Source organism: Spirilliplanes yamanashiensis, from assembly GCF_016863475.1.
In the GTDB taxonomy this organism is placed as follows: Bacteria; Actinomycetota; Actinomycetes; order Mycobacteriales; family Micromonosporaceae; genus Spirilliplanes; species Spirilliplanes yamanashiensis.
In genome coordinates this window covers 1-14,139 of sequence record NZ_BOOY01000029.1, presented here as the reverse complement: position 1 = coordinate 14,139, position 14,139 = coordinate 1, and the positions used below count along the sequence as shown (strand labels likewise).

Annotated in this window: 17 protein-coding genes; 12 read left to right on the top strand and 5 right to left on the bottom strand. The window is 76.8% G+C overall.

Going from position 1 to position 14,139, the window contains the following annotated elements:
* Positions 1-57 precede the first annotated feature (57 nt).
* A complete protein-coding gene (locus Sya03_RS20010; protein ID WP_203939877.1) occupies positions 58-519 on the top strand; it encodes a TIGR00725 family protein in 462 nt (153 codons plus the stop codon).
* 3 nt (positions 520-522) lie between these two features.
* Here Sya03_RS20010 and Sya03_RS20005 read toward each other — a convergent pair whose 3' ends face one another.
* Positions 523-1,416, bottom strand: coding sequence for an EamA family transporter (locus Sya03_RS20005; protein ID WP_203939876.1), 894 nt, complete (start codon positions 1,414-1,416; stop codon positions 523-525).
* 85 nt (positions 1,417-1,501) lie between these two features.
* On the opposite strand from Sya03_RS20005, the gene Sya03_RS20000 reads away from it, so the two are divergent.
* The 3 genes from Sya03_RS20000 to Sya03_RS19990 are packed head-to-tail and all read left to right on the top strand — an operon-like array spanning position 1,502 to position 3,036.
* Positions 1,502-2,389: a LysR family transcriptional regulator gene (locus tag Sya03_RS20000; protein ID WP_203939875.1), complete on the top strand. Its 888-nt coding sequence runs from the start codon at positions 1,502-1,504 to the stop codon at positions 2,387-2,389.
* 46 nt (positions 2,390-2,435) lie between these two features.
* Complete coding sequence (locus Sya03_RS19995; RefSeq protein ID WP_203939874.1) at positions 2,436-2,711, top strand: hypothetical protein; 276 nt, start codon at positions 2,436-2,438, stop codon at positions 2,709-2,711.
* 1 nt (position 2,712) lies between these two features.
* Positions 2,713-3,036: a hypothetical protein gene (locus Sya03_RS19990; protein WP_203939873.1), complete on the top strand. Its 324-nt coding sequence runs from the start codon at positions 2,713-2,715 to the stop codon at positions 3,034-3,036.
* Positions 3,037-3,054: 18 nt separating this feature from the next.
* Here the strand turns inward: Sya03_RS19990 and Sya03_RS19985 are convergent, their stop codons facing one another.
* Both Sya03_RS19985 and Sya03_RS19980 read right to left on the bottom strand, forming a co-directional pair.
* Positions 3,055-3,762 carry a hypothetical protein gene (locus Sya03_RS19985; protein ID WP_203939872.1) on the bottom strand — a complete coding sequence of 236 codons (708 nt, stop codon included), beginning with the start codon at positions 3,760-3,762 and terminating at the stop codon, positions 3,055-3,057.
* Between the two features lie 214 nt (positions 3,763-3,976).
* Positions 3,977-5,989 (bottom strand): hypothetical protein, encoded by a 2,013-nt coding sequence (locus Sya03_RS19980; RefSeq protein ID WP_203939871.1) that lies wholly within the window; start codon positions 5,987-5,989, stop codon positions 3,977-3,979.
* 69 nt (positions 5,990-6,058) lie between these two features.
* Between Sya03_RS19980 and Sya03_RS19975 the strand changes: the two genes are divergently transcribed.
* The 3 genes from Sya03_RS19975 to Sya03_RS19965 all read left to right on the top strand — a co-directional run bounded on the left by Sya03_RS19975 (position 6,059) and on the right by Sya03_RS19965 (position 8,806).
* The gene (locus Sya03_RS19975; RefSeq protein ID WP_203939870.1) at positions 6,059-6,988 is read left to right on the top strand and encodes a diacylglycerol/lipid kinase family protein; all 930 of its coding nucleotides are present in this window, start codon (positions 6,059-6,061) and stop codon (positions 6,986-6,988) included.
* A gap of 94 nt (positions 6,989-7,082) precedes the next feature.
* Entirely contained in the window at positions 7,083-7,502 is a 420-nt protein-coding gene (locus Sya03_RS19970) for a YciI family protein (protein WP_203939869.1), read from the top strand.
* Positions 7,502-8,806 carry an RNA polymerase sigma factor gene (locus tag Sya03_RS19965; protein WP_203939868.1) on the top strand — a complete coding sequence of 435 codons (1,305 nt, stop codon included), beginning with the start codon at positions 7,502-7,504 and terminating at the stop codon, positions 8,804-8,806. The genes Sya03_RS19970 and Sya03_RS19965 overlap by 1 nt, the downstream gene beginning before the upstream one ends.
* A gap of 16 nt (positions 8,807-8,822) precedes the next feature.
* On the opposite strand, the gene Sya03_RS19960 is transcribed toward Sya03_RS19965, so the two are convergent.
* Positions 8,823-9,386, bottom strand: coding sequence for a dihydrofolate reductase family protein (locus tag Sya03_RS19960; protein WP_203939867.1), 564 nt, complete (start codon positions 9,384-9,386; stop codon positions 8,823-8,825).
* Between the two features lie 52 nt (positions 9,387-9,438).
* The gene (locus tag Sya03_RS19955) at positions 9,439-10,638 is read right to left on the bottom strand and encodes an erythromycin esterase family protein (protein ID WP_203939866.1); all 1,200 of its coding nucleotides are present in this window, start codon (positions 10,636-10,638) and stop codon (positions 9,439-9,441) included.
* Positions 10,639-10,699: 61 nt separating this feature from the next.
* Here Sya03_RS19955 and Sya03_RS19950 point away from each other — a divergent pair, with 61 nt between their 5' ends.
* The 5 genes from Sya03_RS19950 (at position 10,700) to Sya03_RS19930 (ending at position 13,844) form a co-directional block, all read left to right on the top strand.
* The gene (locus tag Sya03_RS19950) at positions 10,700-11,410 is read left to right on the top strand and encodes a TioE family transcriptional regulator (protein WP_203939865.1); all 711 of its coding nucleotides are present in this window, start codon (positions 10,700-10,702) and stop codon (positions 11,408-11,410) included.
* 31 nt (positions 11,411-11,441) lie between these two features.
* A complete protein-coding gene (locus Sya03_RS19945) occupies positions 11,442-11,972 on the top strand; it encodes a VOC family protein (RefSeq protein ID WP_203939864.1) in 531 nt (176 codons plus the stop codon).
* Positions 11,927-12,760: an AraC family transcriptional regulator gene (locus Sya03_RS19940; protein ID WP_239107704.1), complete on the top strand. Its 834-nt coding sequence runs from the start codon at positions 11,927-11,929 to the stop codon at positions 12,758-12,760. Before Sya03_RS19945 ends, Sya03_RS19940 begins: the two co-directional genes overlap by 46 nt.
* Before the next feature lie 65 nt (positions 12,761-12,825).
* The gene (locus tag Sya03_RS19935) at positions 12,826-13,407 is read left to right on the top strand and encodes a dihydrofolate reductase family protein (protein ID WP_203939863.1); all 582 of its coding nucleotides are present in this window, start codon (positions 12,826-12,828) and stop codon (positions 13,405-13,407) included.
* Positions 13,408-13,415: 8 nt separating this feature from the next.
* On the top strand, positions 13,416-13,844 hold the full coding sequence (locus Sya03_RS19930; protein WP_203939862.1) for an NUDIX domain-containing protein: 429 nt from the start codon (positions 13,416-13,418) through the stop codon (positions 13,842-13,844).
* The last annotated feature ends 295 nt before the right edge of the window (positions 13,845-14,139 follow it).

Below are 14,139 nucleotides of genomic sequence, written 5' to 3'. Positions count from 1 at the left end.
TGGCACCCGGTTGCGACCCGCCGCGTCCCCCGCACCCGATCGGTACGCTCACCGGCCATGACGTACGTCGCGGTAGCCGGTCCCGGCGACGCCCCGCCGGCGGTGTGCGCGGTGGCGGAGGAGGTCGGCGCGCTGCTCGCCCGGCGCGGCGCGATCGTGGTCTGCGGCGGCCTGGGCGGGGTGATGGCGGCGGCCTGCCGGGGCGCGGCGGCGCACGGCGGCACCACCGTCGGCCTGCTGCCGGGCGACACCCGCGCGGGCGCGAACCCGCACCTCACCGTCGCCCTGCCCACCGGCCTGGGGCAGCTGCGCAACGGCCTGGTGGTGGCCGCCGCCGACGCGCTGATCGCGGTCGGCGGCAACTGGGGGACGCTCAGCGAGGTGGCGCTGGCGGCGCGGGCCGGCAAGCCCGTCGCCGCGGTGGGCGGCTGGACGGTGTCCGGGCCGGACGGTCCGGTGGACGCGGCCGTCACCCGGTGCGCGACGGCGGCCGAGGCGGTCGCCGCCGTCCTGCCCTGACGGTCAGCCGGGCCCGGGCAGCGCGCCCGCCAGCTCGTGGGCGGGGCTCGGCGGCGCGGCGCCGGGGCGGGCGCCCTGCCGGGTGGCGCCGACGCCGGCCGCCACCACGCAGGCGATGCCCGCCACCGCCGCCCAGCCCGGCACCTGGCGCAGCGCGACCAGCCCGACGACCAGCGCGATCGCCGGCTCCAGGCTCATCAGGGTGCCGAACGCGGCGGCGGTGAGCCGGCGCAGCGCGTACAGCTCCAGCACGAACGGCACCGCCGGCAGCAGCACGGCCAGCCCCAGGCCGACGGCGAGCAGCTCCGGGGTGAGCAGCGGGAACGTCGACGGCCCGGCGACGGCGGTGGCGACCAGCGCGGCCACCGGCATGGACACGGCCAGGCCCTGCACGCCGGACACCTCGTCGCCGACGCGCTGGGTGAGCAGGATGTACGCCGCCCAGCAGACCGCGGCGCCCAGCGCGTACGCCACGCCGGCCGGGTCGGCGCCGCCGTGCCACGGCTCGGTGAGCAGCAGGACCCCGGCCCCGGCGAGCAGCGGCCACCCGGCCCGGCCGCCGCGCCCGCGGGCGACGGCGACGCCGAGCGGGCCGAGGAACTCCAGGGCGCTGGCCGTGCCGAGCGGCAGCCGGGCGACGGCGGCCATGAACAGCATGGTGATGCCCGCCGTCACCACGCCGAGCGCGACGCAGGCCAGCAGCGCGCGCCGGGTGAAGCGGGACGGGCGCGGCCGGACGACGGCGGCGAACAGCAGGCCCGCCCACGCCAGCCGCAGCCACGCCGCGCCCTGGGCGCCGACGGTGTCGATGAGCGTGACGGACAGGGCGAGGCCGAGCTGCACGCACACCATGGCGACGACGGCCAGCGCGGCGCCGGAGCGGGACGACGGGGTCATGCGGACCAGTACACGCGACGGCAACCGTTCACGTCCACGTGACTTTGCTGGACACACCGTTCAGTCTCACTGAATAATAAGGCGGATGGAGACCCGCCGGCTGGAGCTGCTGCTGGAGCTGTCGCGGCTGGGGTCCATGCGCGCCGTCGCCGACGAGCTGGGCGTCACCACCTCGACGGTGTCGCAGCAGATCGCCGCGCTGGCCCGGGAGGCCGGCACCGGCCTGATCGAGCCGCAGGGCCGCCGGGTGCGGCTCACCCCGGCCGGACGGCGGCTCGCCGAGCACGCGGTGACGATCCTCGCCGCCGTCGACGCCGCCCGGCTCGACCTCGACCCGGGCGCCGAACCGGCCGGCACGCTGCGGATCACCGGGTTCGCCACGGCGATCCGGCGCAGCCTGCTGCCGGTGGTCGCCACGCTCGCCCGCAGCCACCCGCGGGTGCGGCCGCTGCTGCACGAGCACGAGCCGCCCGAGGCGCTGACGCTGCTCGCCGCCGACGCCATCGACCTGGCGCTGACCTACGACTACGACCTGGCGCCGGCCGGCGTCGACCGCACGCTGGAGGCGCTGCCCCTGTGGTCCGTGCCGTGGGGGCTGGGCGTGCCGGCCGCCGACACCGGCGTCCCCGCCGGCGACACCCCGGCCGCGTTCCGCCGCTACCGCGACCACGACTGGATGGTGAACTCGCGGCACACCGCCGACGAGGAGGTGGTCCGGACGGTGGCGTCCATGGCGGGCTTCGAGCCGCGGATCGCGCACCGCTCCGACAGCCTCGACCTGTTCCAGGACCTCATCGTGGCCGGGCTCGGCGTGGGCCTGCTGCCGCAGCCGATGCGCACCACGCCGGGCATCCGCATCGTGCCGCTCGCCGGGCCGGGGGTGACGCTGCGCGCGTACGCGGTGGTGCGGCGCGGCCGGGCGGCCTGGCCGCCGCTGGCGCTGGTGCTGGACCTGCTGCGCGCCCAGGCGTGACGCTGGTCGAAGCCGTTTACATTCGTATACACTGCGGCGCAGAGTGATGAACGACAACTACATCTGGGACGACGACAGCTACGACCGTCTCGCCGCGAGCCACGTGCCCTGGCAGGACGCCCAGTACGTGATCCGGCACAGCAGCCCGGTCATCCGCCGGCACCTGGGCCGGGTGCTGCTGCTGACCGGCCGCGCCGCCGACGGTTCCTGGCTGACCGTCGTGGCCGTCGAGACCCACGACGACACGTACCACGTCCACGACGCCCGCCGCCTCGACGCCGAGGAGTCCGCGGTCGCCGACGCCGCCACCGGAGGTGTGTGACATGACCAGCAAGGACGACATCGCCGCGGCCAAGGCCGCCCTGGCCCTGCCGTTCGACCCGGCCGCCGGCCGGATCGTCGAGCGGCCCGGCGCCCGCGCGAGCGAACGCCGGCCCACCGTGGTCCACTCCACCCGGCTGCCCGCCGAGTTCTCGGAGGAGCTGGAGGCCGAGGCCGGCCGCCTCGGCACCAACCCGAGCAAGCTGATGCAGGACATCGTCGTGCGCTGGCTGACCGCGCGCCGCCAGTCCCCCACCGTCACCGTCAACGTGGCCGACCTGCACCGCGCCCTGGACTCGGTGCTGGGGCACCAGCCCGCCGCCTGAGCCGCGGCGGGCCGCCGCTCAGCCGTTGTCGCGCACCGCGGCGAGGATCTCGTCGGCGCGCGCGTCGATGCGCCGGGTGATCGTGGTCGTCTGCTGGTCGCGGCGCTGGTTCTGGGTGCGGATGGCGCCGCCCCAGCGCAGGTTCTCCTCGCCCGTGGCCGGGTCCTTCTCCACGATGGACCGCATCACCTCGTGCAGGGCGTCCCGGCCGGCGCGGCTGCGCGCCCACGAGGTCATCAGCTTGTCGAAGTCGTCCTGCTTCATGGGGAGGTCCTCCGTCTCGCGCAGCAGCGCGTCGGTGCGGGGCATGGGCCACGGGCGGTCGTCGTGCTCGCGGTTCTGCCGGCTCTGGAAGTGGATGTGCTTGTCGTGCGGGCTGTCGCCGGTGTACTCGCGTTCGCGCCAGTCGTCGACGGTGGCGTTCGCGATGACCCGCTGATGGATCCACAGGATCGACCGGCCGTGCGGGTCGTTCTCGAAGTCGAGCTTGAGCGCCTCGCAGATGCGCCGCTCCTCCGGCGTGCCCTGCGGGCGGTTCGAGCCGAGGAAGTTGACGTCGCAGTCGAAGGCGTCGACGGTGCCGTCGGCGTCCGGCTGGTGGCGCGATGACGGGGAGTGGAACTCGTCGGCGACCGCGCCGTCGGAGGCCAGGCCGCGGTCCGGGAACCGGGCGTTGATGGCGTTGCGCCAGACGGTCAGCGCGGGATTCAGGCCGCCCCAGCTCATCGCGGGCTCCGCGATCGGGGCGGGCGGGCGGCGGGACGACGGGTGCAGGATCGGTCCATGGCGTGCCTTTCCGCTCAAGGGCGGGTGTGCCCTCGTCCCGTCATCGTCACGCCGGGTCGCGGCGGCGCACATCGCGCGCGGGCCGCGTCCCCCGCGTCGATCAGCGGGCGCCCGCGTCCGATCATGCGGGCGGGCCGTCGGCCGGACGGCACGCTCAGTCGGGTCGGTGACCGGGCCGCTGTCCGGTGCCGGACAGCGTCGCCAGCAGCACCCGGCCGGGGCGCACGACGAGCACCCGCCCGTCCGGGCCGACCGCCATCAGCTCGGGGCCGGCCGGGCCGCCGAACACGTCCAGCGGGTGCCGGTCGCAGCGCACACCGGTGCAGCGCCACACGGTCTGCCGCCAGAACGACGGCGCCGCGCCCACGGTGACGTGCGGGCCGCCCGGGCGGGTGGTCCGCACCGCCGACGTGACGTACGTGTGGCCGCCGGCCGCGGCGAGCGCGCCGGAGCCGGGCGCGATGCCGTTGGACAGTGCCACCGCCCCGCCGCCGCCGAGCCGGAGCCGGCCCGGCTTCAGCGACACGGCCTCGCCGCCCAGCCGCTCCGGGGTGAGCAACAGCGCGTCGGGCGGCCCGGCCGAAGCCGCCGCGCGGCGGGGCGCGGTGCAGGCGGGCGGGTCGCAGGTGACCTGCTGCAGCGACTGCCCGATGTGGAACGTCGCCACCGGGCGCCCGTCGGCGCCGACCGCCAGCCGGGCGCGGCGCTCGTCGGGGAAACCGTCCTCGGGGACGCGTTCCAGGGTCGCGACCCGGTGCCGCCGCGGGGCGGCGCAGGTGGCGTCGGCGCAGCGCACGAGCGTGACGCCGTAGGTGGGTGCGCCGGCCGCGCCGTCCGGCGACGGCATCGCCAGCGCGAACCAGAGGGCGCCGTCGGGCGCGGCCGCCGCCGCCAGCAGCGGCCACCCGAACGGCTCGCGGGCCGAGCCGCGCACCGGCAGCCAGCCCTCGCGGCAGCCGTCGCGGGTGCAGCGCGCATAGTGGACGAACGGGCCGCCGCCGTCCGCCGACCCGCTGACGACGGCCGTGACCACGGCGCCGTCCGGGCCGACGGCGACGGCGCCGCGGCCGTCCATCACCGCCGGGCCGCCGTGCCGGGTGACGTAGCGGTCGCACGGGTCGTTGTCGCAGAACCGCACCTCGGCGGTGCCCACGATGACCGGGTGCCGCCCGGCCGGCCAGGCCACGGCCACCGCGCCGATGGGGGCGTCGCCGTGCGAGCGCACCGACGGCGCCCCGGTGGGCAGCACGGCGACGGCGGCGGTGAGCAGCACGGGCGCGCAGATCGCCGCGACGCCGGGCCAGACCCGCCGCGGCTCGGCGGCGGCCAGCGGTGCCAGCCGGGCGTCGGCGGCGGCCAGGTCGGCCGACTCCTGCCCGGTCGAGCGCAGCACGTCGCGCTGCAGCAGGTAGGTGTGGGCCAGGATGCCCGCCTGGGCGGCCACCACGGCGGTCAGCAGCGCCGCGTCGGCCAGCCCGCCCAGCACCGGCCGGTCCAGGGCCGGCCGCGCGAGGTCGCGCACGTACACCAGGACCAGCGGGACCACCACGCCGCCCAGCAGGAGGGCCCCGGCCGTGCCCGCCACCCGGCCCTTCGTCAGGCCCCACGCGGACCCGCCCAGCGGCCGCGCGAGGACCCCGGGCAGCAGCCGCGCCGCCACCACCGCGACCGCCGCCAGGGCCCCGAGGACCAGCAGCACGCCGGCGCGGCCGGTGGCGCCCGCGACGCCCCCGACCACCCACACCGCGGCGACCGCGGCGGCGGCCGCCGCGCACAGGCCGACGGCCAGTCGCGGGACCTGCCGGGCCGCGACGGCCAGCGCCGCGCCGGGCCGCACCGTGTGCCCACGGGCCGCGCCGGCCAGCGCCAGCGCGCCCGCGGGGAGCGCGACCAGCCACGCCGCGACGGCCGGCGCGGGCCGCGCCCAGGCGAGGGCGCCGTCGCCGGCGCCGGGGAACACCGGCACCCCGTCGACGACGGCCAGCCCGTCGCGGCCGAGCAGCAGGTCCAGCGCCAGGCCGCCCAGCAGGGCCACGGCCAGCACCGGCAGCACGACGGGCAGCACCCGGCCGCGGTGGGCCCACGCCAGCCGGTAGCCGGCCAGGGCGTTGCCCAGGAGGCCGGCCAGCGGTCCGCGGGACGCCGGTGGCGGCAGGGGGGACGACATCGCGCCAGGATAGGGCGGACGATCTTGTCCGTGTGTCCCGTCGGCGGCACTTCGGTAGGGTCTGGGCCGATGCGGACCAAAGATCGGCTCAGCGAGGACATCCGGCGGGACCGGCGCGCGGCGCTCGTGGTCAACACCGGCTCCCGCCGGGGGCGCCGGCTGTACGCGGGCGCCCGCGCGCGGCTGCTCGCGGCCGGGTTCACCCTCCTCGCCGACGAGCGCGTCGACCGCCCCGGCGAGCTGGAGGACCGGCTGGCCGCCGCCGTCGCCGCCGGGCCCGACCTGCTCGTCGCCGGGGGCGGCGACGGCACGATCAGCACCGCCGCGCGGCTGCTCGCCCACCGCGACATCGCCCTGGGGCTGCTGCCGCTGGGCACCACCAACAACTTCGCCCGCACCGTCGGCATGCCGCTGGACCTGGACGCCGCCGTCGCCACCCTGGCCGGCGGCACCGTCGTCGACGTCGACCTCGGGCGGGCCGGGGACCTGCTGTTCACCAACCACGTCGGCGTGGGGCTGTCCGCCGAGGTGATGCTGTCCGCGCCGCGCGCGCTCAAGCGGGTCGCCGGGCGGCTGGCGTACCCGGCCACCGCGCTGGCCCTGCTGGCCCGGCACCGGCCGCTGCGCGCCGTCGTGCACGCCGCCGGCCGCCGGCACGAGTTCGTCACCCACCAGCTGTACGTGGCCAACGGCGGCTTCCACGCCGGCCGGCCCATCACGGCCGACGCGCACGCCGACGACCGGCTGCTGGTGGCGTACCCCGTGGGCGGCCCGGCGCGGCGCGACCTGCTGCGCGAGACGGCGCGCAACGCGGCGCACGGCCACCGCCGCACCGTGGCCGACGAGCCGTTCCTGGCCGTCGGCGAGCTGCGGCTGGAGACCGACCGGCCCGCCCGCGTCGAGGTCGACGGCGAACCCTGCGGGCGGACCCCGCTGACCGTCGCCGTGGAGCCCAACGCGCTGCGCGTGATGGCCCCGCCGGGAACTCCGGACAACTGATCGCGGCGCGGTGTCGATCCGCGCCCGCCCCGTTCGACCCTGGGGTGAGAAGGTCGGACCGCGACCTCGCAACCGGGAAACAGGGAGATCCACCATGGCGAAGTACATGCTCATCATGCGCGGCACCGACGAGTCGATGGCCCGGATGATGCAGACGCCGTTCGAGGAGATGCTGGAGCACGTCGGCCGGTTCAACGACGAGCTGATCCGCGCGGGCGTGCTGGTCGCGGCCGAGGGCCTCGACGACGCGGCGCAGGGCGTCGTCGTCGACTACGGCGCCGAGGCTCCGGTCGTCACCGACGGCCCGTACGGCGAGACCAAGGAGCTGTTCGGCGGCTTCTACATCCTCGACGTGGCCTCCAAGGAGGAGGCGGTCGAGTGGGCCAAGCGGATGCCCGCGTTCCCCGGCTCGAAGTGCGAGATCCGCCGGGTGCCCGGCATCGACGAGTTCCCGCAGGACAACGAGTGGATCAAGGTCGAGCGGGCCTGGCGCGAGCGGACCGGTCAGCTCTGATGTCCGGCGCCCACGACGGCCCGCCGCTCACCGAGCCGGCGCGGCGGGCCGTCGAGGCCGTGTGGCGCATCGAGAGCGCCCGCATCGTCGGCGCGCTCGCCCGCTACACCGGCGACTTCGCCCTCGCCGAGGACGTCGCGCAGGAGGCGCTGGCCGAGGCGCTGGTGACCTGGTCGCGCGACGGCGCCCCGGCGAGCCCGGTGGGCTGGCTGCTCGCCACCGCCCGGCGGCGCGCCATCGACGCGTTCCGCCGCCGGTCGGCCCGCGACGAGCGGTACGCGCTGCTGGCCGGCCAGCTGGCCGAGGGCGAGGCCAGCTCGGGCGCCGTGCCGGCCCGCCCCGGCCCGGACGAGCTGCCCTGGGACCCCGACCGCATCGAGGACGACGTCCTGGCGCTGATGTTCGTCGCCTGCCACCCGGTGCTGCCGCCGGAGGCGCGGGTGGCGCTGACCCTGCGCACCGTCGGCGGCCTCACCAGCGAGGAGATCGCCCGGGCGTTCCTGGTGCCGGTGCCGACGATCCAGGCCCGGATCACCCGCGCGAAGAAGACCATCGCCGCGGCCCGGGTGCCGTTCGAGCTGCCGCCGCCCGAGCAGCGGCCGGACCGGCTCGGCGGCGTCCTCAGCGTCCTCTACGTGATCTTCACCGAGGGATCGACCGCGACGGCCGGCGACGACCTGCTGCGCCCCGACCTGGCCTACGAGGCGATCCGGCTGGCCCGCACGCTGACCGCGCTGCTGCCCGGCGAGCCGGAGGCGCACGGCCTGCTGGCGCTGTGCGAGCTGACCGCCGCCCGGTTCCCGGCCCGCACCGGCCCCGACGGCGAGCCGGTGCTGCTGGAGGACCAGGACCGCCGCCGCTGGGACACCTCGGCGATCCGCCGCGGCCTGGCCGCGCTGGACCGGGCGACCGCCGCCGGGCGCGGCCTCGGCCCGTACGGCCTGCAGGCCGCCATCGCCGCCTGCCACGCCACCGCCGCGTCGGTGCCCGAGACCGACTGGGACCGCGTCGTGCTGCTGTACGAGGCGCTGGGGCGCATCGCCCCCTCCCCCGTCGTCGACCTCAACCGGGCCGTCGCCGTCGCCATGGCGCACGGCCCGGCCGCGGGCCTGTCCATCGTGGACGACCTGGTCGCCGCCGACCGGTTGCCCGGCTCGCATCTGCTGCCCGGCGTCCGCGGTGAGCTGCTGACCCGGCTGGGCCGCACCACCGAGGCCCGCGCCGAGCTGGAGCTGGCCGCCCGGCTGTGCCGCAACGCCCGCGAACGCTCCGTCCTGCTGCGCAAGGCCGCCGCGCTCGGCTGACCGGGCGCCCGGCCGCTCAGCGCCGGGTCGCGTACCGGGTCAGCAGCACGCCGCCGGGGAACGTCCGGGTCTCCGCCAGGGTCAGGTCCACCCGCCGGTCGAGGGTGGGGAAGAACGGCGTGCCGCCGCCCACCAGGACCGGGTGAGTGACGAGCACGTACTCGTCGATCAGATCGGCCCGCATCGCCGCCGCGGCGAGGGTGGCGCCGCCGATGTCCATGGGCCCGCCGTCGCCGGCCTTCAGCCGGGTGATCTCGGCGACCGCGTCGCCGGTGACCAGGCGGGCGTTGCCGTCGACCGTGCTCAGCGTCGAGGAGAACACCACCTTCGGCATGTCCCGCCAGCGGCGGGCGTAGGTGATGTGCGCCGGGGTGGCGCCGGGCTGCCGGTCGGCGGTCGGCCAGTGGGCGTTCATCCCCGCCCAGATCCGGCGGCCGTACAGGGCCAGGCCGGTCGAGCCCACCCGGTCGGACCAGAACTGGAACAGCTCGTCGCTCGGCACGCCCCAGCCGAGGTCGTCGCCGGGCCCGGCGACGTAGCCGTCCAGGCTGACGTTCATGGCCAGGGTCAGTGTCCGCATGGGCATCAGCCTTCCGCAGGCCGGGCTCCGGTGTACAACCGGGCCCCGGTGGTCACGCGGACGGCGCGCTCCGGGCGTCCCGGGCGTCGCGGGCGTCCCGGAGGAAGACGATGCCGTCGTAGTTCGGCAGGTGCGCCGGGTCCAGCGGGGCGTAGCCGTACCAGGGCGACACCCGCGCGTCGCGTCCCGCGGCCGCGGCCAGCCCGCGCGGGTCGGCCAGGCGGCGGTCCCCGGGCTGCGCGTACAGCAGCCCTTCGACGGTGTCCGGTGGCGGGACGCCGACGCCGCGGTGGTGGATGGTGCCGACGGCGGTCGCCAGGACCGCGTAGTCGTCGCCCAGGTAGGTGCCGGCGATCGCGCCGGCGCTCCACCACCGCACCGGCTCCCCGCCCATCCGCATCGAGCTGGGGTCGCGCTGCAGGTGGCTGTTGTGGGCGTGCACCAGCACCGGGCCGCGGCCGGCGAGGGCGAGCAGGTTCGCGGCCATCATCGCGTCGCGCACGCCCAGCAGCATCGCCAGCCGTTCCGGCCCGGCGCCGGCCATCGCCCAGTGGTAGCGCAGCAGCCCGACGGCGGTGCGCGCGTACAGCCGGGCCCGGTGCCAGTCCTCGGCCGGCGCGGGCCCGGCCAGCTGCGGTGCCTGCGCGTCGAGCAGGCCCGCCAGGTCGTCGGCGAGCAGCCGCAGCTCGCGCGCGTCGGCGGTGCGGCCCACGGACCGCGCCGGGTCGCGCATGGCGGCCGGCTCGGTCCACCGGTCGTCGGCGCCGAGCAGGTCGTCCAGGGTCCCCGCGGTGCAGGGCAGCAGGCCGGGGTCCACCCGCGCGGCCAGGTGGGCGTGCAGCCCGAGCAGCGCCTGCCGGGGGCTGGCGGCGGCCGTGATCTCCAGCGGGCCGTCGAACCCGGCGAAGCGCACCCGCTCGGCCGGGGGCCGGCCGTCGTTGTGCGCGCGCAGCCACCGCACCAGCTCCCGGTTGCCCGCCAAGGCGCCCCACCCGTGGCTGAAGCCGCGCGCCATCACCTCGTCGAGGTCGCCGGCGCCCGCGGTGACGTACGCGTCGACGACCAGGCCCATCAGGCAGTCGCTCTCGACGGCGATCGTCCGGTACCCCGCCCGCTCCACCAGCTGCCGGAACAGGTCGTTGCGCAGGCCCAGCAGATCCTCCTCGCCGTGGGTGGGCTCGCCGAGGGCGAGCACCCGCGGCCGGGCCGCGAGCAGGTCCAGGACGGCGTCGGCGTTCACACCAGCACTCATACCTCCACGCTATCGTTGAACTTCCGGTTGAAACTTTGCGGCGACGGCGAGCTGTGCGCGGATGCGAAACCTTCAAACCGGTGATCACCTGCGGCCGGTCGACCTGGCCCGGGAGCACGGCCTGTCCACCCAGGCGGTGCGCAACTACGAGGCCGCCGGCATCCTGCCCCCGGCCACGCGCACCCCGCACGGCTACCGCACCTACACCGCGCGGCACGCCGCCGCCCTGCGCGCCTTCCTCGCCCTCATCCCGGGCCACGGCCACCGGGCCGCCGCGTCGATCATGCGGGCCGTGCACCGGGACGCCGTCGAGGAGGCGCTGCACCTCGTCGACACCGGCCACGCCCAGCTGCTGGACGACCGCCGCACCCTGCACGCCGTCGAGGCCGCCGTCCGCGACCTCGCCCCGGCGCCGCCGGACCGCGGCGGCACGTTCGTCGGCCCGCTGGCCCACCGCCTCGGCATCCGCCCGGCCACCCTGCGCGCGTGGGAACGCGCCGGCCTGGTCCGGCCGCCCCGCGACCCCCGGACCGGCTACCGGGTGTACGGCGCGGCCGACGTGCGCGACGCCCGGCTCGCCCACCAGCTGCGGCGTGGCGGCTACCCGCTGGAGCGCATCGCGGTGGTGATCGCCCAGGTCCGCTCCGCCGGCGGCGTCGAACCGCTGGAGACCGTGCTGCGCGACTGGCGCGCCCGGCTGTCGGCCCGCGGCCGCTCCATGCTCGCCGGCGCCGCCGCCCTGCACGCCTACCTCGACGACCGCCCCGGGTGACGGTCGCCGCGGCACGCACTAACCTGCCGGCATGCGCATGCTGCACCTGGGGCTGCGGGTCACCGACCTGCAGCGGTCGCTCGCGTTCTACACGGCCGTCGGGTACACCACGATCGGCACCGTCCCGGAAGTCCGCCGGGCGCCCGGCGAGCCGCCGTTCGAACAGGCTGATGAACGCCGGGAAGTTCCGGGACCCGCCGCAGAAGAACGTCACCGGCGCGCTCCGGTCGGCCACCAGCGCGTGCGCGGCGGTGTCCGTCGGCTCGCCGGTGACCGAGTCGCCCTGGTACGCCGGCTCGCGGTCGCCGTGCACGGCGTGGTGGCCGCGGCGCTGCAGTTCGTCGCAGACCGTCGTCTTGCCGGTGCCGGAGACGCCCTCGACCAGATCGTTCCGGACGCCCATCAGCGGGCGGTCACGGCGTCGCCACGGTGTCGCCACGGATCACCGCCCGAGGGTACCGAACGGGCAGGCCGACCGGCGTGCGGCGCCGGGCGGGCATCGGCGATGCTGGGGGCGTGGAGTACGTGTCCAGAGTGCCGCGGCCGCCGCTGGACGCCCTGATCGACGACGTCTACTACCTGGCCGGTGCGGCGCCGTACGCCCGGCTGACGCTGCCGCCGATGCCGGCGGCGCTGCTTATCGTCAACCTCGGGGCGCCGTTCCGCATCCGCACGGGCGCCGAGGCGGCCGAGTTCGCCGACGGCTGCGTCATCACCACGCCCACCCGCGCGCTGGAGTTCGGCTACCCGCCCCGGACCCGGTCCGTCGGCGTGCACGTCAAGCCGTGGGGGCTGGCGCCGTTCCTGCCGATGCCCGCGGCCGAGCTGCGGGACCGGCCGGTGCCGGTGGAGCAGGTCTGGGGCCGGGCCGCCGTCGCGGAGCTGCGCGACCGGCTGGCCGCGGCGGCCGGGCCGCGGGAGATGCTGACGATGCTCGAGGACGAGCTGATGCGCCGGCTGCGCTCGACCGCCGGCCTGGGCCTGGTCCGCCACACGAGCGGGCTCATCGCGGCCACCCGCGGGGCGGCGCCGATCGGCGGCCTGAGCGAGGCGGCCGGGGTCAGCAGCACGCTCATGGCGCGGCGGTTCAAGGAGACGATCGGGGTCACGCCGAAGCGGCTGGCCCGCACGTACCGCTTCGCCGCCGCCGTGTTCGCGCTCGACCCGGCCGGGCCGGTCGACTGGGGCGACCTCGCCGCCCGCGCGGGCTACTTCGACCAGGCCCACTTCGGCCACGAGTTCCGGGAGTTCACCGGGCTCACGCCGACCCGGTACGTCGACGTCCGGCGGCGGTTCCTGCGCGAGCATCCCGGCCACGCGCTGGACGGCTGGCCGCTGCCGGCCGATTGATTTCGTACAAGAACCCCCGCTCAGGACACGCTAGCTTGGGGGCCCGGACAGCAGAGGAGAGCCCCGTGGGCACGGTCGTGATGTACAGCTCGGTGTCGGTGGACGGCTTCATCGCCGACGCCGGCGACCAGCCCGGCCCGCTGTTCGAGTGGCTGGTCAGCGGCGACGTGCCGCTGGACGCCGACGGCGGGGTCCGGGTGTCGCAGACGTCGTACGACTACGTCCGGCCGTACTGGGACCGGATCGGGGTGACGATCTGCGGCCGGCGCGTCTTCGACCTGACGGACGGCTGGGACGGCAAGCCCCCGGGCGGGATCGCCCACGTGGTCGTCGTGACGCACCGGCCGCCGCCCGACGGCTGGGACCCGGCGGCACCGTTCCACTTCGTCGACGGCGTCGAGGCGGCCGTCGCCCGGGCGCAGGAGCTGGCGGGCGACCGCCTGGTCGAGGTCGCCGCCGGCGACGTCGGCGGCCAGGTGCTGGCCGCGGGCCTGGTCGACGAGGTGCGCATGGACGTCGCGCCCGTCGTGTTCGGCTCCGGCAAGCGCTACTTCGGGTCGATCGACGCGCAGCACCTGCTGGAGGACCCCGACGTGGTGATCCGGGGCGACCGGGTGCTGCACCTGCGCTACCGGGTGCGCCGCTGACCGCGGTCGTGCCCGCCGTCGTCACGGGCGTCCTGGTGCAGGGCGGCGCGGTCCTGCTGGTGCACCGCAGGCCGGACAAGCGGGTGTACCCCGACGTCTGGGACCTGCCGGGCGGGCAGGTCGAGGCGGGCGAGTCGGAGCTCCAGGCCCTCGCCCGCGAGATGCACGAGGAGCTGGGCGTGCACATCGTGGCGGAGTCCGCCGCGCGGCTGGGCGTCCTGCGGGCCGGCCGTGGGGCGGACGCCGTCCGCGTGGGGGTGTGGCTGATCGGCGCGTGGGCCGGCTCGCCGGCCAACCGGGCCCCCGACGAGCACGACGACATCGCCTGGGTCGGGATCGGCGCGCTGGGCGGCCTCTCGCTCCCCCACGGCGTGCTGGCGGCGGCGCGTCACCTGCCGGCGTTCGAGCGCCTGGCGGTCATTTCGGCGTTGCAGTAGGGCACCGCCCTGGACGTCGAGGGTCACGTCGGACCGGGCCGGCGCAGGAGTGCAAAGACGCCTACCGTTCGCACCCCTGGCGGCGGTCTGGCTTCCCTCTGGGCAGGCAGACAGGGTGGATCCGCACACATCCTGGAGCCTGCCCGTGCGGCGAGGACCGGCTCTCGCAGCCAAGAATCCGGAAGCCACCGACCTACCTCTGATCGAGGCGGGTCGAGGGCTTCTTCGCATCTTCACGCCTGCCGCTGGGCTGGAACCGACGACGTCGCCGCGAAGCAGAGGCGTCGGCGGCGGG

Coding starts and splice junctions, on each gene's coding strand:
- Sya03_RS20010 (WP_203939877.1), top strand. CDS start 58: ATGACGTACGTCGCGGTAGCCGGTCCCGGCGACGCCCCGCCGGCGGTG.
- Sya03_RS20005 (WP_203939876.1), bottom strand. CDS start 1,416: ATGACCCCGTCGTCCCGCTCCGGCGCCGCGCTGGCCGTCGTCGCCATG.
- Sya03_RS20000 (WP_203939875.1), top strand. CDS start 1,502: ATGGAGACCCGCCGGCTGGAGCTGCTGCTGGAGCTGTCGCGGCTGGGG.
- Sya03_RS19995 (WP_203939874.1), top strand. CDS start 2,436: ATGAACGACAACTACATCTGGGACGACGACAGCTACGACCGTCTCGCC.
- Sya03_RS19990 (WP_203939873.1), top strand. CDS start 2,713: ATGACCAGCAAGGACGACATCGCCGCGGCCAAGGCCGCCCTGGCCCTG.
- Sya03_RS19985 (WP_203939872.1), bottom strand. CDS start 3,762: ATGAGCTGGGGCGGCCTGAATCCCGCGCTGACCGTCTGGCGCAACGCC.
- Sya03_RS19980 (WP_203939871.1), bottom strand. CDS start 5,989: ATGTCGTCCCCCCTGCCGCCACCGGCGTCCCGCGGACCGCTGGCCGGC.
- Sya03_RS19975 (WP_203939870.1), top strand. CDS start 6,059: ATGCGGACCAAAGATCGGCTCAGCGAGGACATCCGGCGGGACCGGCGC.
- Sya03_RS19970 (WP_203939869.1), top strand. CDS start 7,083: ATGGCGAAGTACATGCTCATCATGCGCGGCACCGACGAGTCGATGGCC.
- Sya03_RS19965 (WP_203939868.1), top strand. CDS start 7,502: ATGTCCGGCGCCCACGACGGCCCGCCGCTCACCGAGCCGGCGCGGCGG.
- Sya03_RS19960 (WP_203939867.1), bottom strand. CDS start 9,386: ATGCGGACACTGACCCTGGCCATGAACGTCAGCCTGGACGGCTACGTC.
- Sya03_RS19955 (WP_203939866.1), bottom strand. CDS start 10,638: ATGAGTGCTGGTGTGAACGCCGACGCCGTCCTGGACCTGCTCGCGGCC.
- Sya03_RS19950 (WP_203939865.1), top strand. CDS start 10,700: ATGCGAAACCTTCAAACCGGTGATCACCTGCGGCCGGTCGACCTGGCC.
- Sya03_RS19945 (WP_203939864.1), top strand. CDS start 11,442: ATGCGCATGCTGCACCTGGGGCTGCGGGTCACCGACCTGCAGCGGTCG.